Raw genomic sequence first — 20,945 nt, forward strand, 5'->3', positions numbered from 1 at the left:
GCTGCTGAACGCCCTGTGGGCCTGCTCCACCCCGACCTGGGTGGGACCGGCCGAACCATGTCGCGGGGCCGTTTCACCCCGCGGGGGTTAAACCGGCCCGGATCACCGGTCGCCCGTCCCCGAACCTCCAGAAGGAGAAGAACCATGTCCCGCCTCCCCGGCCGCCTCGCCGGCGCCGTGCTCACCGCCGCCCTGGCCGTGACCGCCGCCGCCCCGGCCCACGCCGCCGTCCCCGCCCCTGCCGCTCCCGCCGCTCCCGCCCTGGTGTCCGGTACCGACGTCTTCGCCGACGACTTCGAATCCGGCACCGTCTCCGCCTGGACGCGCCAGCGCGTCGACGGCAACGGCAGCATCACCGTGGCCGGCGCCCCCGCCGGCGGCAGCGGCCTGGCCGCCCGCTTCGCCGTGCCGAACGACGGCGTCTCCTACCGCTCCGAGGTCGCCGTCAACTCCCTCGGCTGGGGCAGCTACCGCTTCGCCCTCGCCGACTACCTGCCCGCCGACTGGGTGCGGACCCCCACCGAGACGATCGTCGCCCAGTGGCACGGCTACCCGCTCGCGGACGGCAGCGACACCAAGCCGCCGATCGCCCTGACCGTCAAGGACGGCAGCTGGCGGCTCAAGGTGCACTGGCTGTCCGACCCCAGCACCGTCCAGGAGGCGGTGATCCCGCTCGGCGACGTGCAGTTCGGCCACTGGAACCAGTGGGCCTTCGACATCACCTGGTCCACCGACACCACCCCCGGTGCCGTCACCGTGTTCCGGGACGGCGCGCAGGTCGGCGCGTACAGCGGCCTCAACAACTACCACCAGAACCAGTCGCCGTACTTCAAGACCGGCATCTACCGGGCCAACTGGAACCCGGCCAAGAACATCCCCTACCCGACCGGCGGCCCCGACGTGGTGGCCTGGAGCGACAGCGTCGTCGTGACCAGGTACTGACCCGCGCGCACGGACCCCGGACCCCGAGAACCGAAGAGGTAGCACCACCATGAGCGACGCAGCCCGTCATCGCGGCCTGCCCCGAAGAGGCTTCCTCGGCCTGAGCGCCGGAGCGGCCCTGCTGGCGGCGGGCTGCCGCTCGGCCACCGAGGACGCCGCCGGCGGGGCCGCGGCCTCCGCCACCGCCTCCGCGCCGGACCTCCAGATCGTCTACGGCGCCGCCCCCGACCCCACCCAGTTGCTCCACCGCGGCCCGGACACCCCGGTGTTCGTCAACCTGGTGCTGGACCGGCTGGTCGACCTCGACCCGCAGACGCTGCAGCCCGTGCCCTGGCTCGCCACCTCCTGGGAGTGGAGCGCCGACCGCACCCGGCTGGTGCTCAAGCTGCGCGAGGACGTCACCTTCCACGACGGCCGCCCGCTCGACCCGGACGACGTCGTCTTCTCGCTCACCGGCGCCGCCAAGTCCTCCCAGGTCAAGCCGCTGCTGGAACGGCTCGCCGACATCAGGGCGAGCGCCCGCAACGAGGTCACGCTCACCCTCGCCAGGCCCACCAGCAACCTGTTCGACGCGCTCGCCTTCAACCCCGTGGTGGACGCCCGCAGTTACGTCGACGGCAAGGCCGCCGAGAAGGTCAACGGCACCGGGCCCTTCACCTGGCAGTCGTTCAAGGGCGGCAACCAGCTCGACCTGGCCCGCTACGACCACTACTGGCAGAGCGGGCGACCCCGCTTCGAGCGGATCACCGTCCGGTCGGTGACCAGCAGCCAGGCCGCCCTGTCCGCCCTCCAGTCGGGACAGTCCCACCTGATCGGCGCGGTGCCCGGACGCGACCTCAAGGTGCTGGGCGGGAACCCGGGCTTCGCCGTGCAGTCCGCCAAGTCCTCCTACCAGCAGGCGTTCCTCGGCGTGAACACCACCAGCAGGCCCTTCGACGACCGCCGGGTGCGCCAGGCCCTGCAGTACGCGGTGGACCGCGAGCGCATCGTCGCCCAGGTGTACGGCGGCCACGCCGAGGCGAGCAGCCTGCCCTGGCCGTCCAACACCCCCGGCGTCACCCCCGACCAGGTCACCCGCTACCCGCACGACCCGGAGAAGGCCCGCGGGCTGCTCCGGGAGGCCGGTGCGGAAGGCACGCGGGTGCCGCTCACCGCCGCCAACTCGCCGGTGTTCGCCTCCCTCGTGGAACTGGTCAAGTACGACCTGGAGCAGGCCGGCTTCGGCGTCGACGTCCAGCTGCTCGACAACGCCGCGCTCCAGCCGAAGATCCAGCAGGGCACGCTGGAGGGACTGTTCATCGCCAACCACGGCATGGTCAGCGTCTCCCCGCTGAGCGGGATCACCGTCTCCGGCCCGCTCCAGGTCGGCCGGAACACCTCGCACGTCACCGACCCCGCCTACGCCGAACTCCAGTCCCGCGCCTTCGCCGCCGCCGACGAACAGGCCCGGGCCGACGTCAACCACGAACTGTCCGAGTACCTGCTCGCCGAGTCCTTCCACATCACCCTCGCGCACGCCTGGGAGACCTACGCCTTCGCCTCCTCGGTCCACGGCGTGGCCACCAGCGCGCTCGGCTACCTGCGGCTCGACGACACCCGCCGCACCGCCTGACGCGCCGCAACGCGACCGCCGTCCCAGGGCGACCCCCACCGTCCTGGGACGGCGGCCCCCGCCCGCCCGACCACCCGGAGTACCCCCGTGCCCTACTGGACCAGAAAGGCGGCCGGCGCGCTGGCCACGCTCTGGCTCGCCTCCGTCGCCGTCTTCCTGCTGCTCCGCCTCGCCCCCGGCGACCCGGTGTCCGCCGCACTCGGCGCCGAGGCCGACCAGGAGCAGCGCGACCGGCTCGCCGACAGCCTCGGCGTGGACCGGCCGATGCCCGTCCAGTACCTGGGCTGGCTGCACGGGCTGCTCACCGGCGATCCCGGCAGCTCCTTCCACTACCGGGAACCGGTCACCCGCCTGATCGGCCAGAGCGTCGGCAGCACCGTTCAGCTCGCGCTCGCCGCCGGCCTGCTGATGCTGGTCCTCGGCCTGCTGCTGGGCGTCGCCCTGGCCTCCGAACGGCGCGGCCGGCTCGCCCGGGTGCTCGACCCGCTGGCCACCGCCCTGCTGGCGCTGCCGGTGTACGTCACCGCCGTGCTGTTCGTCTTCGTCTTCGCGGTGCTGCTGCGCCTGCTGCCCGCCGGCGGCGAGCGGGACCTGTTCGCCGCGCCGGACCTCGCCGTCCAGTACCTCGCGCTGCCCGCGGTGGCGCTCGCGCTGCCGGGCTCGGCGGTGCTGGCCCGGCTGCTCGCCACCGAGCTGCGCCGCACCCGCCAGGAGGAGTTCGTGCTGACCGCGGTCGCCAAGGGGGCCTCGCCCCGGCGGGTCCTGGCCCGCCATGTGCTGCCCAACAGCCTGGCGCCGTTCTTCGTCGAGTTCGGCCTGCACCTGGGCGAGCTGCTCGGCGGAGCGGTGGTCGCCGAACAGCTCTTCGCCCGGCACGGCCTCGGCCAGCTGCTGCTGGACGCCATCAACCAGCGGGACTACCCGGTCGCCCAGACCCTGATCATGCTCGCCGTCGCCGTCGCCGTGCTCGTCCAGCTCGGCTCGGAGCTGCTGGTCGGCCGGCTCGACCCGCGGATCGCCCGCGCCGGCACCGGGGAGGACCGGTGACCGCCACGACCACCCCCGCTGTGCGCCGGCGGCGGTTCGCCCCGCCCGCGCTCCCGGCCGCGCTGCGCACCCGGCGCGGCCGCACCGGCGCGCTGCTCGTCCTCCTGGTGGTGCTGCTGGGGCTGCTCGGCCCGCTGCTGGCCGCGGACCCCTACCGACAGGGCCCGGACGCCCTGGCCGGGCCGTCGGCGGCCCACCTGCTGGGCACCGACGAGGTCGGGCGCGACCTGCTCGCCCGGGCCCTGGCCGGGATCCGCACCGAGCTGCTGGTCTGCCTGCTGGCCGTCCCGGCGGCCGCCGTGCTCGGCACCGCGCTGGGACTGCTCGGCGGGCTGAACCGGCTGCTGGGCGAGGCCGTCCAGCGGCTGTTCGACCTGCTGCTGGGCCTGCACGGCGTCCTGCTCGGACTCGCGCTCGCCCTGCTGGTGCGCCCGGGGCTGGGCACCGTGGTGGCCACCATCGTGCTCAGCGCGGTGCCCTCCTTCGGCCGCCAGGCACGGGCCGCGCTGCTCGCCCAGCTGGCCCGCGACCACGTGGTGGCGGCCCGGGTGCTCGGTGTGCCGCGCGGCCGGATCCTGCGCCGCCACGTGCTGCCGAACGTCGTCGACGCCACGACCGCGCTGCTGGCCGTGGCGATGGCGCACGCCGTCAAGACCGAGGGCGGACTGAGCGTGCTGGGCCTCGGCATCCAGCCGCCCGCCCCCTCGCTCGGCACGATGATCAACACCGGCTCCAAGTACCTCTTCCTCCACCCGGGTTACGCCCTGGCGCCGGTCCTCCTGCTCGGCCTGCTGGTGTTCGGCCTGACCCTGCTCGCCGACTCGTTCAACCGGGAGAGACTGCGGTGACCACGACTGATCCGGTGACCACGACCGATCCGGTGACCACGACCGATGCGGTGGCCATGACCGATGCGGTGACCACGACCGGGACCGACCGGGCCCCGACCGCCGCCGCGGTGCCGGGCCCACCGCTGCTGGAGGTGCGCGGCCTGCGCGTGACGGCGGGCGGCGGCGAGGCGGTGCGCGGGGTGGACTTCACCGTGCGGCCGGGCGAGATCCTCGGCCTGGTCGGCGAGTCCGGCTCGGGCAAGACCCTCACCGCGCTGGCCGTCAACCGGATGCTGCCGCCGGGCTGCCGCACCACCGGCGGCACCGTCCGGTTCGACGGCACCGACCTGCTCGCCCTGCCCGAACCCGCCGTGCGCGCGGTGCGCGGCCGACGCATCGGCATGGTCTTCCAGGACCCGCTGGCCCACCTCAACCCCCGGATGCCGGTCGGCCGCCAGCTCGCCGAGGCGGCCCTGGTGCACGGCGCGAGCCGCCGGGCCGCCCGCGACCGGGCGCTCGAACTCCTCGACCTGGTCGGCATCGCCGAGCCCGCACGCCGCTACCGCGACCGGCCGCACGAGTTCTCCGGCGGCATGCGCCAGCGCGTGCTGATCGCCATGGCGATGGCCAACCGCCCGGACCTGCTGATCGCCGACGAGCCGACCACGGCGCTCGACCCGAGCACCCGGGTGGAGATCCTGGACCTGCTGGTCCGGCTTCGTGACGAGACCGGAACGGCCGTCCTGCTGATCACCCACGACCTCGGCGTGGTGGCCCGCAGCTGCGACACCGTCCAGGTGATGTACGCCGGACGGATCGTCGAACGGGCTTCCACCGCGCACCTGTTGGCCGCACCCCGGCACCGGTACACCGCCGGGCTGCTGGCCGGCGTGCCCCGGCTGGACGGCCCGCCCGGTGCTCCGCTCGCCGTCATCGGCGGACGCCCGCCGGCGGCCGGCCGGGCACCGGACGGCTGCGCATTCGCTCCGCGCTGCGCGGCCGCCGCCGACCGCTGCACGGCCTCGGCGCCGCAGTGGACCGGTGCGGCCGACTCCGGCTTCGCCTGCCATCTCCCGGTGCCCCAAGCTGTAGTGACGGAGCGTCAGGACGGCGGGCCGCGACGGTCGGAGCGGGCCGCCGAGCCCGTCCTGGTCGCCGACGGCCTCACCGTCCGCTACGGCCGCCGCCGACCGCCCGCCCTGGAGGGCGTGGGCCTGAGCGCCGCGCCCGGCCGCGCGGTCGGGGTGATCGGCGAGTCCGGTTCCGGGAAGTCCACCCTGGCCCGCGCGCTGCTCGGGCTGGTGCGCCCGCAGGCCGGGACGGTGCGGGTGGACGGCCGGTCCTGGGCCGAGGCCGACCGCGCCGAGGAACGCGAGCTGCGCCGCCGGGTGCAGCTGGTCTTCCAGGACCCGTACGCCTCGCTCAGCCCCCGGATGACGGTGCGCGAGGCGCTGGCCGAACCGCAGGCCGCCCACGGGCTGCGGGACCGCGACCCGCGCGGGCTGTGCGAGCTGGTCGGCCTGCCGGAGGCGGTGCTCGACGCCCGGCCGCACCGGCTCTCCGGAGGCCAGCGCCAGCGGGTCGCGATCGCGCGGGCCCTGGCCGTCGGCCCGCAGGTGCTGGTCGCCGACGAGCCGACCTCCGCGCTGGACGTCTCGGTCCAGGCGCAGATCCTCAACCTCTTCGCCGAACTGCGCGAACACCACGGCGTCGGGCTGGTGTTCATCTCGCACGACCTCGCGCTGGTCCGGCACCTGTGCGACGACGTGCTGGTGCTTCGGCACGGCCGGGTGGTCGAACGGGCCCCCGCCGCCGAGCTGTTCGCCGCCCCCGCCCACCCGTACACCCGGGAGCTGCTGGCCGCCGCCGGCGCCCCCGGCCCGACCCGCCCATGACCGGACTCTGGAGCCCCATGCCTGCCGTGCCCCCCTCGCGTCGCCAACTCCTGCTCGGCACCGGTGCGGTGGCTGCGCTCTCGGTGCTCGGACCGGCCGGGACCGCCGTCGCGGCGCCGCCGAACGGGCCGTCGACCCGGCCGCCGACCCGGCCGTCCTGCGGACCGGACGTGACCGAACTCGGCCCCGGGAACAGCGACTTCCCACTGATGAGCGCGACGCTGATCGGCGACACCCTGTGGATCGGTTCGCGCAACCTCGCCCCGGCCCGGGTGATCGGCCACCACCTGCCGACCGGCCGGGTCACCGCCACCGTCGAGCTGCCCACCGGCAACTTCGTCCAGGGCTCGGCCGCCCGGGACGGCGTGCTCCACCTCGGTGTCACCGACGCCCCGGGCGCGGCCAACCTCTACCGCTACGACGGCACACTGACCGCGCTCGGCAACGTCCCCGGCGCCGACGTCCGCGACGTGGCCGTCGCACCGGACGGGACGGTCTACGCGACCGGACGGCAGAAGGGCCGGGCCGCCGGTCCCGGCCTCTACGCCTGGAGCCCGGCCACCGGCGCCGTCACCGAGGTCGCCTCCCCGGCGCCGGGCGCCACCCAGGGCCGCGCCGTGGCGGCCACCGCGACCCACGCCTACCTCGGCGTCGGCAGCAACCTCGCCGGCGGCGGCGGAGCGACCCGGGCGAGCCTGTACGCCGTCGAGCGGGCCACCGGCGCCGTCACCGACATCACCCCGCCCGACCTGCGCGGCGACACGATCATCCGCCGGATCACCGTCCTCGGCGACGACCTGCTGGCCGTCTCCACCGAGGGCGCGCCCGCCCACGTCGCGCTCCTCGACCCGGCCGGCCACCGGGTGCTGCGCTCCTTCGCCGTCCCCGGCACCAAGAGCGTCACCAACTTCCAGCGCCGCGGGGACACCCTCTGGTTCACCTCCACCGAGCACGGCGTGCTGTGGCGCCACGACCTCGCCACCGGCGCCCTCGACCAGCTCGCGGTGCCCGTGCCGGACGGCAACTCCTGGGGCCTCGGCCGGCTCGGCGACACCCTGGCGGGCGTCACCGAGGGCGGCACCGTGTGGACCCTGGACCTCGGCACCGGGGCCGTCACCACCCGGGACCTGGTCGAGGCCGGCGCGCCCGCGGCCCCCCAGCTCGGCATGTCGGTGGCGGCCCGCGCCGGGCGGGTCTACGTCGGCGGCAACGGCTCGATTGCCCTGCACGACCTGGCCGCCGGAACCGTCCACAAGCTCCCGGTGCCGGGCGAGGCCAAGGACACCCTGGTCCTCGACGACGGCACCCTCTACCTGGGCGTCTACTCCTCGCAGGGCATCTGGCGCTACCGGCCGGGCGTCGACCGGGCACCGGTCGAGGAGGCGGCGCTGCCCCAGGAGCAGAACCGGCCCCAGGTGATCCGCCGGGACCCCGACAGCGGCCTGCTGCTGCTCGGCGTCCAGGCCGACACCACCGGCGGCGGCTCCTTCGTCACCTACCGCCCGGGCAGCGGCCGGCCCACCGTGCACACCGACCCGCTGGGCCCGGAGCAGATGGTGCGCGCCGTGGCCGCCGGGCGCGGACAGGCCTTCCTCGGGGGCGACAACGCCCGGCCCACCGGCCCGCGCGGCGACCTGGCCGGCTGGGACCCGGTGGCCGGCCGCGAACTGTGGCGCACCGCGACCGACCTGGGCGCGGGCGTCAGCAGCCTGGCCGTGCACGGGCACACCCTGTACGGGCTCACCGTGAACGGCCGGGCGTTCACCGTCGACCTGCGGGGCTCCGGGAAGCGCGGGTTCACCCCCGTGATCGGGCGGCGCGCCGACCTGGGGGCGGTGTCCGGCGCCAACCCGCGGCTGCTGGCCCTCGGCGGGGCCCTGTACGGGGTCAGCGAGCGCACCCTGTTCCGGCTGGACCGCGACACCCTGGCCGCGACCGTGCTGGTCGAGCTGGACGCCGAGTGGTACAGCGGCGCCCGGCTGGCCGCGGACGAGGACGGGGTGCTCTACACGCTGCGCGGGCGCGAACTGATCGCCGTCCGGCCGTAAACGGCGGGGGAGGGGCCGGCCCGGGCGGGCCGGCCCGTTCGCGTCAGTGCGCGGCGTGCGGGCCCCCGGTGGCCCGCGGCTCCCCGGCGGCCTGCGGTTCCCCGGCGGCCGACGGTTCCTCGGCGGCCCGCGGGACGAAGCGCGCGAACGGGTCGGCGACCTCCGCGCAGTGCTCGGACAGCAGGGCCCGGAAGCGGTCGAGCAGTGCCGCGTGCCGGGCGTCGACCGCGAGGTTGACCAGTTCGCCGGGGTCGGCCGCGAGGTCGAAGAGCTGCTCCCGGTGGTCGCCCCAGGCGTAGCACACGTACTTGTGCCGCCCGGCGCGGACCATCCGGCCCAGGGCGTTGTTGAAGCCGGGGATCTCCCAGCGGGTCTCGACCACCACGCTGTCGTGCGGCCGCTGGGCGCGGACGCTGCGGCCTGGCAGCCCGTCGGGCCCCTCGATGCCGGCCAGGTCGCAGAGCGTCGGGATGAGGTCCAGCCCGGCCGCGACCAGCCGCTCGTCGACGGCGCCGGCGGCCACCCCGGGCGCGGAGACCACCAGGGGCACCCGCACGCACTCCTCGTACAGGGCCCACTTCTGGTTCCAGCGGTGGGCGCCCGCGCCGTCGCCGTGGTCGGAGCTGAACACCACCACGGTCCCGCGGTCCGTGCCGCGTTCCGCCAGGGCCTCCAGCAGCAGTCCGATGTGCCGGTCCACCCGCTCCACCAGGGCGTAGTAGGCGTGCCGGTAGCGGCGCCAGTCGTCCTCCCGCCACTCGGCGGTCGGGTGGGTGTGCGGCTGGGCCAGCCTGGCCAGCCGGGGCAGCGCCGGATCGTACGGCCCGACCGGGAAGTTGGCGGGCAGCGGCGGGAGTCGCGGGACGGGCGGCGCGGGAGGGAGCGGACCGGTGCGCGGGTCCTGGCCGCGGGCCCACTCGCAGATGCCGTGCGGCTCCAGGAAGGAGGCGACCAGCAGGAACGGCCGCTCGCGCGGGGCGCGGACGAACTCCGCGGCCGCGCGGGCGAGTCCGGCGTCGTCCCCGCCCGCCGGGTGGATCCGGCGAAAGCCCCGGTCCGCGGGCAGGTCGAGCTCGGGCAGGTGCCACTTGCCGCCGTAGCCGCAGTCGTACCCGGCCTCGGTGAACAGCCGTCCGAGCAGCGGGTCCTCGGGGCCGCCGGTGTTGCCGGTCACGCCGACCGTGCTGGGCAGGCGGCCGGTCATCAGACTGGCCCGGGAGGGGGTGCAGAGCGGCTGGGCGCAGTAGGCGTTGGGGTAGCGGGTGCCGGCGGCGGCCAGCGCGTCCATCGCGGGGGTGCGCAGGTACGGGTTCCCGGCGGCGCTCATCGCGTCGGCGGTCTGCTGGTCGGTCAGGATCAGCACCACGTCCGGGCCGCTCCGGTTCAGGGGGTCGGGCACGGGTCAGGCCATCCGTTCGTAGGTGTGCGGGTCCAGCGCCCGGCGCAGCGGCGCTCCGCGCAGCCAGCGCTCGAACTCGTCGACGACCAGATCGCCGAGGCGGCGGCGCTCCAGCCCCCGGCTGCCCGCCAGGTGCGGGGTGACGACGACGTTGGGCAGGGTGAACAGCGGCGAGCCGGGCAGCGGCGGCTCGGGGTCGGTGACGTCCAGCACGGCGAAGAGGTCCGGTCGTTCGGCGAGGACGGCCAGCAGTGCGGGCTCGTCCAGGACGGCTCCGCGCGAGGTGTTGACCAGGGTGGCGCCGGGCTTCATCGAGGTCAGCAGCCGCCGGCCGACCAGGCCGCGGGTCCCGGGCAGCAGCGGGGTGTGCACGCTCACCACGTCGGCGGCGGCGAAGAGCTCCTCCGGGCCGACGGCCCGGACCCCGGGTGGCGCCGGGGCGTACGGATCGTGTGCGAGGACCTCGACGTCGTAGCCGCGCAGCATCTCGCAGACCAGCCGCCCGGTCGCGCCGAGCGACAGGACGCCGACGGTGGAGCCGTACGCGCCCGGGGTGCGGGCGGCCGGGACGGCGGCGCGGGCGGCCCGGGCGGCGAGGACGTGGCGCCAGCCGCCCTTGAGGGCGTAGACGATCTGGGCCACGGTGAACTCGGCGACCGGGACGGCGTTGGCGTGCGCGGCGGTGACGATCGGGATGCCCGCCGCCCAGAACGCCTCGTCGGCGATCCGGCGCACCGAGCCGGCGGCGTAGAGCACCAGTCGCAGGCGGGGGAGCCGGGCCAGGGCGGCGGCGTCCAGGACGGGGCCGCCCCAGCCGGTGAACAGCACCTCGACGTCGCGCAGCGCCTGCGGTGCGGCGGCCAGCCGTTCGGCGCTCCACACCCCGTCGGGCGAGGCCGGGTCGGCCAGCACCTCGGCCCGGGCGGCGACCCGGGCGCGCGCCCGGGGGCCGTACACGTCGGGGAAGCGCTCCGGGTCCATCGCGAAGGCGGCGGTGGGCATCCGGTTCTCCTCGGGTCGCTGACGCACAAGGAGTTTCTATCACAGTGAGAAATAGTGGGGGTTTCGTCGTGCCGACGTCGTGCCGACGTCGTGCCGGCGTCGTGCCCGTAACGCGTGGCCCGCGGGCCTCAGCGGGTGATGAAGGTCGCCCCGTCCGCGAGCCGCACCGCCGCCGAGGCCGCGCCGACCAGCTCGGTGGTGGTGCTGTGCACGACCACCAGGCGCGGCAGCACCGGCACCCGCCCCTGCAGCCGGCTCTCGATCGCCGCCGGGAGCTCGCCCCCGCTCTCCCAGAACAGCCGCCCGCCCAGGGCGATCAGCTCCGGCGCCAGCACCGCGCTCAGGTTGGCCACCACCAGCGCCAGGTCGTCGGTGAGTTCGCCGATCAGCCGGACCGCCGCCGGATCGCCCTCGCGGCCCAGCCGGAACAGGCCCGCCACCCGCTCCGCCGGGGTGCCGGACACCGTCAGGCCGGCCTCGGTGATCCGCCGGTCCACCGCGTGGTCGCCGATCCTCGCCTGGGTGTCGCCGGTCCGTCCGAGCGGCCGGTCCAGCGCCGCGTGGCCGGACATCAGATGGCCCAGCGCCCCGGCCGCGCCCAGCCGGCCGCGGTGCAGCCGGCCGTCCAGCACGATCCCGGCGCCGACCTCGATGCCCACCACGACGGCCGCCAGGTCGCCCACGCCGGACGCGGCCGGCGACTGCCGCACCGCCAGCGCGACCAGGTTGACGTTGCTCTCGACCGCCACCGGGACGCCGTAGCGCTCCTGGAGCAGCACGCCCAGCCGCAGCCCGGGCCAGTCCAGGGCGGGCGCGAACTCCACCAGCCCGGTGCGATCCCGGACCACCCCGGGCACGCCCACGACGAGGGCGCGTGCCGCCCCCGCGTGCCGCCCGGCCCAGTCCCGCAGGCCGTCCACCAGCGCGAGCAGGGGGCCGGTCAGGTCGCCGGCCGCGATCTCCCGCGGCCGGTCCGGGCCGGGGAGTGCCCAGTGGTGCTCGGCCTCGTGCAGCACCGTGCCGTCCAGGGCGGCCACCACGCCGACGATTCGGCGCGGGCGCATCGCGATCGCCAGCACGGTCTGCGCGCGGGCGTTGTACCGGATCAGCTGCGGCGGCCGGCCCCCGCTGGACGGCGCCCGTTCCGTCTCCACCTCCACCAGCCCCTCGGCGCGCAGCACCTCGACCAGCCGGTGCACGGTCGCGGTGCTCAGCCCGCTCTCGGCGGCCAGCCGCTGCCGGGACAGCGTGCCGTGCCGCCGCAGCACCTCCAGCAGGACGGTCTGGTTCACCTGGGCGACGGTCTGCGTCGTGGCGGTGGCGGGGGTACGGCTCGGGGGCATCGCGGGCTCCTCGGCCCGGGTCGGGCCCGGGCGGTCAGGACTTTGTCTCAGCTTGAATATATCCTTGGCCCGGCCGTCCGGGGCCGCCCGACAAGCCATGGAGCCGCCATGCCGCTCGCCTACTCCACGCTCGGCGTCCCCGGGCTCCCGCTGGCCGAGGCCGCCCGGCTCGGCGCCGACCACGGCTGGGACGGGCTCGAACTGCGCTGCGCCGAGGGCGAGTCGGTCCACCCGGCGATGACCCCCGGGGAGCGCCGCGCCGCCGCCCGCACCCTCCGCGCGCACGGCCTCACCCCGCTCGCGCTCGCCTCCTACGTCGGCGTCGCCGCCCCCGGACCGGACGCCCCGGTGACCGACGCGCTCCGCTCCCACCTGCGGCTCGCCGCCGACCTCGGCGCGGGCGCCGTCCGGGTCTTCCCGCGCGGCGGCGACGGTCCGCGGGCCGAGGCCGACGACCGGGGTGCCCGGCGGCTCGCGGCGGTCGCGCGGGAGGCCCGTGCGCTGGGCGTCCGGGTGCTCGTCGAGACCCACGACTCCCACCGGGGCGGACGGGCGGTGGCCGGGCTGCTGGCCCGCGTCGCCCACCCGGCCGTGGGCGCCCTGTGGGACCTGATGCACACCCACCTCGCGGGCGAGACGCCCGCCGAGACCCGGGCCGCGCTCGCCCCGTACCCCGGCCACGTGCAGGTCAAGGACATCGCCGGCCCGCACGACCGCACCCCGCTCCCGTTGGGCGCCGGCGTCCTGCCGATCACCGACTGCCTGCGCCTGCTGCCGCCCGACGCCTGGGTCTGCTGGGAGTACGAGGCGCCCTGGCACCCGGCGGCCGCCCCGCTGCCCCCGCTGCTCGCGTCCGGCGCGGCCTTCCTCGCGGCAACGGTCGAAGGAGTGTCGGGGCCGGGAGCCGTACCTGACGGGGCGTGACCGGTGCGAAGCCGTCCGGGCGTTGCCGTTCGGTGACACGGAATGCTCCATTCCGTCGACTGTTCGCACTAGTTTCGAATTGCACCCGGCGCCCGCCCTCCGGCCCACACAGGAGGGACGACCCGCACCGGCTGCTCCTCACCCGTACTGCGCTCAGGAGAACCCGCATGCCCCTCTCGACGATCCGCCGTGCGACCGCCACCCGTACGCTGGCCGGAACCGTCCTGGCCGCGGCCCTGCTGGTTCCCGCCGCGACGGCCTGCTCTCCCACCTCGGACACCCAGGGCTCGGCCGCACCGGCCACCGCGCCCGCCGCCACGGCACCGGCCACGACGCCCGCCGCGTCCGGCACGCCCGCCACGCGCGGCGCCACCGCCCCGACCGCCGCCCCCACCGGGCGCGCCGCGACGACGCCGGCCGCGCCGCCCAAGACGGCCTCGGGCGTCCGCACCGAGACCCTGGTGGACGGCAGCACGGCCGAGATCAAGGACCTCGGCAACATGCACTACGTCGCCAGGATCCTCAACAAGGGTCAGGTCCTCGCCACCATGGAGACGAAGGAGCACGACGACGGGCTCGACGCCAACGGCATGTTCGTCATGCTCTCGCTGGACGGCCGGATCCACTCCTGGATGGGCGGGAGCCACCAGGGACCGGGCACCTTCAAGCTGGCGGGCGGCTGGACGGCCAAGGTCACCAAGCTCGGCGAGCTCCGGTACCGCGCGGAGATCCTCGGCAACGACAACGCCGTCTACGGCACGCTGGAGACGGACCAGCACGACGTCGGCGTCGACGCCAACGGCATCTCCATCGTGCTCTCCGCCGGCGGTGAGATCAGCGCCCACGCGTGAACGCGCGGGGCCCCGCCGCGCGAGGCGCGCATCCCGACCCCGCATCCCGACCCCGCATCCCGACCCCGCATCCCGACCCCGCACCCCGATCCCGCACCCCGATCCGACACGATCCGCCCCGGCCGTCCCGGGGGCGCCGGCGGCGGGTTGGTGGCGCGGGGGAGCCGGTGCATAGGGTGGGGCCGATGTGTCGCCGTACCCTGGAGAATCCGATGAATTCGACCCCTCTTTCCGACGGCCTTCTCCCGGTCGGGGTGATCGGGCTCGGTGACATCGCGCAGAAGGCGTATCTGCCGGTGCTCACCGCGCTGCCGGGGCTGGACGTCCGGCTGATGACCCGGGACGCGGCGAAGCTGGACAGGATCGGCGAGGCCCACCGGATCGCCCCCGAGCACCGCTTCACCGACCTCGGCGCCCTGATCGACAGCGGGATCCGGGCGGCGTTCGTGCACGCCGCGACCAGTCAGCACGTGCCGATCGTCGAGCAGCTGCTCACCGCCGGGGTGGACGTCTACGTCGACAAGCCGCTCGACCAGACCCTGGACGGCGCCCGCCGGCTGGTCGACCTCGCCGACCGCACCGGCCGCTCGCTGATGGTCGGCTTCAACCGCCGCCACGCGCCCGGCTACGTCCAGGCCAAGGAGCGCCCGCGCGATCTGATCGTGCTGCAGAAGAACCGCGAGGGCCTGGCCGAGGCGGCACGCCCGCTGGTGTTCGACGACTTCATCCACGTGGTGGACACCCTGCGCTTCCTGGCCCCCGGCGAGATCGAGCACGTGGACGTCCGCTCGCGGGTCCGCGACGGCCTGGTCGAGCACGTCGTCCTCACCCTGGCCGGCGACGGTTTCACCGCCCTGGGCATCATGAACCGGGTCTCCGGCTCCACCGAGGAGGTGCTGGAGGTCTCCGGCGGCGACTCCAAGCGCGAGGTGCGCAACCTGGCCGAGGTGGTCGACCACCGCGGCCAGCCGACCGTCCGCCGCCGCGGCGACTGGGTGCCGGTGGCCCGGCAGCGCGGCATCGAGCAGTGCGTGCTGGCCTTCCTGGCGGCCGTCCGCGCCGGGCACACCCTGGACGCCCATGACGCGCTGCGCACCCACGAGCTGTGCGAGCTGGTCGTGGAGCGGATCGGGGCTTCCTGGGAGTCGGCTGGGAGCGGGCTGTGAGGATTCTGGGCTGACCTGGTGTCAAGTCATCTCCGGGGAACCGACAGTTCACCGGCAGGGTCTTGTCGGGGCATTTTCTACGCGCGTATCTTGAGGGGCGCCGCGGGGGGCGGGTGTCCGTCCCCCGCTTCTTCTCTACGCGAGTAGCGCGTGCTCGAAGCGCGCCTCCGCCCGGACCGCCGTGCCACGCCAGTGCCGCACGACGGAGCTAGGAGTCCAGCCCCGGTGACCACCGCCCCCGCACCCCGCCCCCGCAGAGCCCTGCTGCGCGCCGCCCTGATCCCGGCCTCGCTGGCCGCCTCGCTGGTGCTCGTCCCGCTGCCGGTGGCCAACGCCGCCGCGCCCGCGACCCCCGCCCCGACCGAGGTCGGCCCGCTGCGGATCCACGACATCCAGGGCGGCACCCGGATATCCCCGCAGGCCGGCAAGCCCGTCACCGGCGTGCCCGGCATCGTCACCGGCGTGCGCGCGTACGGCAGTTCCAAGGGCTTCTGGCTCCAGGACCCGAACCCGGACGCCGACCCGGCCACCAGCGAGGGCGTCTTCGTCTTCACCGGCGGCAACCCGACCGTCAAGGTCGGCGACTCGGTGCTGGTCAGCGGCAAGGTCACCGAGTACTACCCGAACTTCGGCGGCGGCTCGCAGTCCCTCACCGAGATCTCCGCCCCGGGCGTCACCGTCCTGTCGGCCGGCAACCCGCTGCCCGCCCCGGTGGTCGTCGACACCCGCAACATCCCCGGCACCTACGCCCCGCCGGCCGGTGCGGACGGCTCCGTCGACGGCGTGGCGCTCAACCCGGAGAAGTACACCCTGGACTTCTACGAGTCCCTGGAGGGCATGCTCGTCCAGGTCAAGGACGTCCGGGTGATCCAGGCGACCGACAAGTACAACGAGCTGTGGGTCGCCGCCGACCGCCAGGACCAGCGCAGCAAGCGCGGCGGCGTCCTGTACGAGTCCTACCGCGAGCCCAACGTCGGCCGCCTGATGATCCAGCAGCAGGCCGCGGTCACCCAGCAGCCCTTCCCGGTCGCCAACGTCGGCGACGAGCTGACCGGCACCACCACCGGCCCGCTGGACTACAACAACTTCGGCGGCTACACCCTGGTCGCCGGCACCATGGGCACGCTGAAGGACAACGACCTCCAGCGCGAGGTCACCGCCCAGGCGACCGACCGCGAGCTCACCCTCGCCACCTACAACGTGGAGAACCTGGCCCCGGGCAACCCGGACACCAAGTTCGCCGAGCTGGCCCAGGGCGTCGTCACCAACCTGCGCTCGCCCGACATCGTCGCCCTGGAGGAGATCCAGGACAACAACGGCGCCAAGAACGACGGCACGGTGGACGCGAGCCAGACCGTGGCCAAGTTCATCGCCGCGATCAAGGCGGCCGGCGGCCCGGCCTACGACTGGCGCTCGGTCGACCCGCAGGACGGCAAGGACGGCGGCGAGCCCGGCGGCAACATCCGCCAGGTGTTCCTGTTCAACCCGCAGCGGGTGTCCTTCACCGACATCCCCGGCGGCGCCGCCACCTCCGCCGTCGGCGTGACCGGCACCGGCGCGAGCACCGCGCTGACCGCCTCGCCCGGCCGGATCGAGCCGAACGACGAGGCCTGGACCAACAGCCGCAAGCCGCTGGTCGGCCAGTTCTCCTTCCGCGGCAAGAAGGTCTTCGTCATCGCCAACCACTTCAACAGCAAGGGCGGCGACCAGGGCATCGACAGCCGCTTCCAGCAGCCGGTCCGCAGCTCCGAGGTGCAGCGGATCAAGCAGGCCACCGTGGAACAGGCCTTCGTCGCCCAGCTGCTGGCCGCCGACAAGGAGGCCAAGGTCGTCTCCCTCGGCGACTTCAACGACTACCAGTTCTCGCCCGCGCTCGGCGCGCTCACCAAGGACGGCGTGCTGCGCGACCTGGTGAACGAGCTGCCGGAGACCGAGCAGTACTCGTACGTCTACCAGGGCAACTCGCAGGTGCTGGACCACATCCTGGTCAGCCCCGAGGTCGGCTACGCCAAGTACGACGTGGTGCACATCAACGCCGAGTTCGCCCAGCAGGCCAGCGACCACGACCCGCAGGTGGTCCGCATCAAGCCGTAGGGCCGCATCGAGCCGTAGGGCCGCATCGAGCCGTGGGACCTCGGCCATCCGGGGGACCCCGGCACGGCTATCCTGCCTCCGCCGCCGGTGATCACCGGCGGCGGAGGCGGCGTCGTGCGACGGGGAGACCATGGACTACCGGATCGAGCGGATCGGGCGCGCGGACTGGCAGCGCCTGCGGAAGGTGCGGCTGGCCCAACTCCTCGACACGCCCCTGGCCTTCGGCGAGACCCACGAGGACGCGAGCCGCCACGGTGAGGGTGAGTGGATGGCCCGGTGCGGCTGGGTCAACGAGCCCGACCGCCTCGGCCTGGTCGCGGTGGACGCCGCGGGGGAGTGGGTCGCCACCATGCTGTCCGTCCCGAACCGGAGCCAACCCGGCGCGCTCGACCTGATCGGCGTCTGGGTGGACCCGGCGCACCGCGGCCGGGGCCGCGGCGTCGCCGACGCCCTGCTGGACGCGGTGCTCGCCTGGGCGCGGGTCCGGGGCGCCGGGCGGATGCTGCTCGGGGTGCACGAGGCGAACCCCCGCGCCGCCGCCTTCTACCTGCGGCGCGGGTTCGCCTACACGGGACAGGAGACGCCGTACGTGCTGGACACCTCGGCGCGGATCCTGGAGATGGCCCTCCCGCTCGACCGGGCGGGCGCGGACCGGCCCGGGTAGGGCGCGGCCCGGGCGCGGCTCGGGTACGGCTCAGCCCAGGTACTGGGCCAGCGCCTCGCCGGTCGGCGTGGAGCGGGCGGCGACCAGGTCGGCCGGGGTGCCCTCGAAGACCACCCGTCCGCCGTCGTGGCCGGCCCCCGGACCGAGGTCGATGATCCAGTCGGCGTGCGCCATCACCGCCGGGTGGTGCTCGATCACGATCACCGACTTGCCGGACTCGACCAGCCGGTCCAGCAGCCCGAGCAACTGCTCGACGTCGGCCAGGTGCAGCCCGGTGGTCGGCTCGTCCAGCACGTAGACGCCGCCCTTGTCCGCCATGTGGGTGGCCAGCTTGAGCCGCTGCCGCTCGCCGCCGGACAGCGTGGTGAGCGGCTGGCCCAGGCTGACGTAGCCGAGCCCGACGTCGGCGAGCCGCTCCAGGACGCGGTGCGCGGCCGGGAGCTTCGCCTCGCCCGAGCCGAAGAACTCCTCCGCCTCCGTCACCGACATCGCCAGCACCTCCGCGATGTCCCGCCCGCCCAGGCGGTACTCCAGCACCGCCGGCTGGTACCGCTTGCCCTCGCAGTCCTCGCAGGTGGTGGCCACCCCGGCCATCATCGCCAGGTCGGTGAAGACCACCCCGGCGCCGTTGCAGGTCGGGCAGGCGCCCTCGGAGTTGGCGCTGAACAGGGCCGGCTTCACGCCGTTGGCCTTGGCGAAGGCCTTGCGGACCGGTTCGAGCAGCCCGGTGTAGGTGGCCGGGTTGCTGCGCCGGGAGCCCTTGATCGCCCCCTGGTCGACGGAGACCACGCCCTCCTCGCGCGGGATCGAGCCGTGGATCAGCGAGCTCTTGCCGGAGCCCGCCACCCCGGTCACCACCGTGAGCACCCCGAGCGGGACGTCCACGTCCACGTCCCGCAGGTTGTGGGTGCCCGCGCCGCGGATCTCCAGCTTCCCGGTGGGCTTGCGGACGTCCTCCCGCAGCGCCGTCCGGTCGGACAGGTGACGGCCGGTCACCGTGCCACTGGTGCGCAACCCCGGCACGTCGCCCTCGTAGCAGACCGTGCCGCCGGCCGTGCCCGCCCCGGGGCCGAGGTCGACCACGTGGTCGGCGATCGCGATGGTCTGCGGCTTGTGCTCCACCACCAGCACCGTGTTGCCCTTGTCCCGCAGGCGCAGCAGCAGCTGGTTCATCCGGTCGATGTCGTGCGGGTGCAGGCCGGTGGTGGGCTCGTCGAAGACGTAGGTGGTGTCGGTGAGCGAGGAACCGAGGTGGCGGACCATCTTGACCCGCTGGGCCTCGCCGCCGGAGAGGGTGCCGGAGGGGCGGTCGAGCGAGAGGTAGCCGAGGCCGATCTCCACGAAGGAGTCCAGGGCCTGCCGGAGCGTGCCGAGCAGCGGCGCCACCGAGGGCTCGTCGAGGTCGCGGACCCAGGCGGCGAGGTCGCTGATCTGCATCGCACAGGCGTCGGCGATGCTGATCCCGGCGATCCGGGAGGAGCGGGCGGCCGCGCTGAGCCGGGTGCCCGCGCAGTCGGGGCAGGCGGTGAAGGTGACGGCCCGCTCCACGAAGGCCCGGATGTGCGGCTGCAGCGCGTCCTTGTCCTTGGACAGCATCGACTTCTGGATCTTGGGGATCAGGCCCTCGTAGGTGAGGTTGACGCGGTTGACCTTGACCTTGGTCGGCTCCCGGTACAGGAAGTCCCGCATCTCCTGCTCGGTGAACTCGCGGATCGGCTTGTCCGCGTCGAGGAAGCCCGAGTTGGCGTAGACGCCGACCGTCCACCAGCTGTCGGTCTTCCAGCCGGGGATGGTGAACGCGCCCCCGGAGATCGACTTGCCGTCGTCGTAGAGCTGGGTGAGGTCGATGTCCGAGACGGTGCCGCGGCCCTCGCAGCGCGGGCACATGCCGCCGGTGATGCTGAAACTGCGCTGCTCCTTGACGGTCTTGCCGGCGCGCTCGACGGTGACGGCGCCGGCGCCGCTGATCGAGGGCACGTTGAAGGAGAAGGCCTTGGGGGAGCCGATGTGCGGGGTGCCGAGGCGGCTGAAGAGGATGCGCAGCATCGCGTTGGCGTCGGTGGCGGTGCCGACGGTGGAGCGCGGGTCGGCGCCCATCCGCTGCTGGTCGACGATGATCGCGGTGGTCAGGCCTTCGAGGACGTCCACCTCGGGGCGGGCCAGGGTGGGCATGAAGCCCTGGACGAAGGCGCTGTACGTCTCGTTGATCAGCCGCTGGGACTCGGCGGCGACGGTGTCGAAGACCAGCGAGCTCTTGCCGGAGCCGGACACCCCGGTGAACACCGTCAGCCGGCGCTTGGGGATGTCGACGCTGACGTCCTTGAGGTTGTTCTCCCGTGCGCCGTGCACGCGGATCAGGTCGTGGCTGTCGGCGACGTGCGGCTGCGCGTCCGTCCGCTTGGGCATCGTTCTCTTCGCTCCCTGGCTCTCGGCGGTCTGTGGCGGGGCCTGCTGGGCGGGCCCGCCCAGCGGCCGCCGTCGGTGTGCTCGAACCGTTCGATCCAACCATCGATCCGGCCGGGATCGAACGGGTTTCGGGTGCGGTCGACGAGGGGCGGGGCGGGCCCGGTGCCCGTGGGCCCGGCTCAGCCCAGTTCGTTGAAGCGGACCATGTTGCCCGCCGGGTCGCGGAACGCGCAGTCGCGGACGCCGTACGGCTGCTTGGTCGGCTCCTGGACCAGCTCGGCGCCGCCCGACTTCAGCCGGTCGTAGACGCCGTCCAGGTCGCGGGTGCCCAGGACGACCCGGGCGTAGGTGCCCTTGGCCATCATCTCGGTGATGGTCCGCTGCTCCTCCTCGGTGCGGCCCGGGTCGGCGGACGCCGGCTCCAGCACCAGGGAGACGTCGGGCTGGCCGGCGGGGCCGACGGTGATCCAGCGCATCGGGCCGCCGCCGACGTCGCTGCGCACCTCGAAGCCCAGCAGATCGCGGTAGAAGGCGAGGGAGGCCTCGGGGTCGGTGTGGGGGAGGAAGGTCCAGTGAATGGTGATGTCGCTCATGACCGCAACGCTAGGCGCGCACCCCGGCCGGGCGCTTCTCGAATCCTGATCGGTCCGGGCGGCCGCGAATCCCGTCGGGTAAAGCGGCCGTGGGGGGCCCGGGCCCCCGGGGGGGGGGGGGGGGCGGCG

Annotated in this window: 16 protein-coding genes; 11 read left to right on the plus strand and 5 right to left on the minus strand. The window is 74.6% G+C overall.

The features are described from left to right. Positions 1-144 precede the first annotated feature (144 nt). The 6 genes from ACFWJ4_RS35370 to ACFWJ4_RS35395 all read left to right on the plus strand — a co-directional run bounded on the left by ACFWJ4_RS35370 (position 145) and on the right by ACFWJ4_RS35395 (position 8,374). Positions 145-942, plus strand: coding sequence for a heparin lyase I family protein (locus ACFWJ4_RS35370; protein WP_380551780.1), 798 nt, complete (start codon positions 145-147; stop codon positions 940-942). Positions 943-991: 49 nt separating this feature from the next. Next, positions 992-2,554, plus strand: a complete 1,563-nt coding sequence (locus ACFWJ4_RS35375) for an ABC transporter substrate-binding protein (RefSeq protein WP_380551782.1) — start codon at positions 992-994, stop codon at positions 2,552-2,554. 87 nt (positions 2,555-2,641) lie between these two features. Then, positions 2,642-3,601: an ABC transporter permease gene (locus tag ACFWJ4_RS35380; protein ID WP_380350662.1), complete on the plus strand. Its 960-nt coding sequence runs from the start codon at positions 2,642-2,644 to the stop codon at positions 3,599-3,601. Beyond that, positions 3,598-4,449 (plus strand): ABC transporter permease, encoded by an 852-nt coding sequence (locus ACFWJ4_RS35385; RefSeq protein ID WP_380551784.1) that lies wholly within the window; start codon positions 3,598-3,600, stop codon positions 4,447-4,449. The genes ACFWJ4_RS35380 and ACFWJ4_RS35385 overlap by 4 nt, the downstream gene beginning before the upstream one ends. Beyond that, entirely contained in the window at positions 4,446-6,326 is a 1,881-nt protein-coding gene (locus tag ACFWJ4_RS35390; protein ID WP_380551786.1) for a dipeptide ABC transporter ATP-binding protein, read from the plus strand. Before ACFWJ4_RS35385 ends, ACFWJ4_RS35390 begins: the two co-directional genes overlap by 4 nt. A 17-nt stretch (positions 6,327-6,343) precedes the next feature. Beyond that, positions 6,344-8,374, plus strand: a complete 2,031-nt coding sequence (locus ACFWJ4_RS35395) for a hypothetical protein (protein ID WP_380551788.1) — start codon at positions 6,344-6,346, stop codon at positions 8,372-8,374. A 43-nt stretch (positions 8,375-8,417) separates the two neighbouring features. Here the strand turns inward: ACFWJ4_RS35395 and ACFWJ4_RS35400 are convergent, their stop codons facing one another. From ACFWJ4_RS35400 to ACFWJ4_RS35410, 3 genes are all read right to left on the minus strand, one after another. Beyond that, positions 8,418-9,773 (minus strand): sulfatase, encoded by a 1,356-nt coding sequence (locus ACFWJ4_RS35400; RefSeq protein ID WP_380551790.1) that lies wholly within the window; start codon positions 9,771-9,773, stop codon positions 8,418-8,420. Positions 9,774-9,776: 3 nt separating this feature from the next. Beyond that, entirely contained in the window at positions 9,777-10,775 is a 999-nt protein-coding gene (locus ACFWJ4_RS35405; RefSeq protein WP_380551793.1) for a hydroxyacid dehydrogenase, read from the minus strand. Positions 10,776-10,903: 128 nt separating this feature from the next. After that, entirely contained in the window at positions 10,904-12,118 is a 1,215-nt protein-coding gene (locus ACFWJ4_RS35410; RefSeq protein ID WP_380551796.1) for an ROK family protein, read from the minus strand. Between the two features lie 108 nt (positions 12,119-12,226). Between ACFWJ4_RS35410 and ACFWJ4_RS35415 the strand changes: the two genes are divergently transcribed. The 5 genes from ACFWJ4_RS35415 (at position 12,227) to ACFWJ4_RS35435 (ending at position 17,817) form a co-directional block, all read left to right on the plus strand. Further along, on the plus strand, positions 12,227-13,042 hold the full coding sequence (locus ACFWJ4_RS35415; RefSeq protein WP_380551799.1) for a sugar phosphate isomerase/epimerase family protein: 816 nt from the start codon (positions 12,227-12,229) through the stop codon (positions 13,040-13,042). A gap of 167 nt (positions 13,043-13,209) precedes the next feature. Further along, complete coding sequence (locus ACFWJ4_RS35420) at positions 13,210-13,893, plus strand: hypothetical protein (protein WP_380551802.1); 684 nt, start codon at positions 13,210-13,212, stop codon at positions 13,891-13,893. Between the two features lie 212 nt (positions 13,894-14,105). Beyond that, complete coding sequence (locus ACFWJ4_RS35425; protein ID WP_380551805.1) at positions 14,106-15,059, plus strand: Gfo/Idh/MocA family protein; 954 nt, start codon at positions 14,106-14,108, stop codon at positions 15,057-15,059. A gap of 225 nt (positions 15,060-15,284) precedes the next feature. Next, a complete protein-coding gene (locus ACFWJ4_RS35430; protein WP_380551807.1) occupies positions 15,285-17,153 on the plus strand; it encodes an endonuclease/exonuclease/phosphatase family protein in 1,869 nt (622 codons plus the stop codon). A 130-nt stretch (positions 17,154-17,283) separates the two neighbouring features. Further along, a complete protein-coding gene (locus tag ACFWJ4_RS35435; protein ID WP_380551810.1) occupies positions 17,284-17,817 on the plus strand; it encodes a GNAT family N-acetyltransferase in 534 nt (177 codons plus the stop codon). A 30-nt stretch (positions 17,818-17,847) separates the two neighbouring features. Here the strand turns inward: ACFWJ4_RS35435 and ACFWJ4_RS35440 are convergent, their stop codons facing one another. Next, positions 17,848-20,223, minus strand: a complete 2,376-nt coding sequence (locus ACFWJ4_RS35440; protein WP_380551813.1) for an ATP-binding cassette domain-containing protein — start codon at positions 20,221-20,223, stop codon at positions 17,848-17,850. 179 nt (positions 20,224-20,402) lie between these two features. Beyond that, on the minus strand, positions 20,403-20,816 hold the full coding sequence (locus ACFWJ4_RS35445; protein WP_380352930.1) for a VOC family protein: 414 nt from the start codon (positions 20,814-20,816) through the stop codon (positions 20,403-20,405). Between the last annotated feature and the right edge of the window lie 129 nt (positions 20,817-20,945).

This window comes from Kitasatospora sp. NPDC127067, from assembly GCF_042724755.1.
Classification (GTDB): domain Bacteria; phylum Actinomycetota; class Actinomycetes; order Streptomycetales; family Streptomycetaceae; genus Kitasatospora; species Kitasatospora lactacystinica.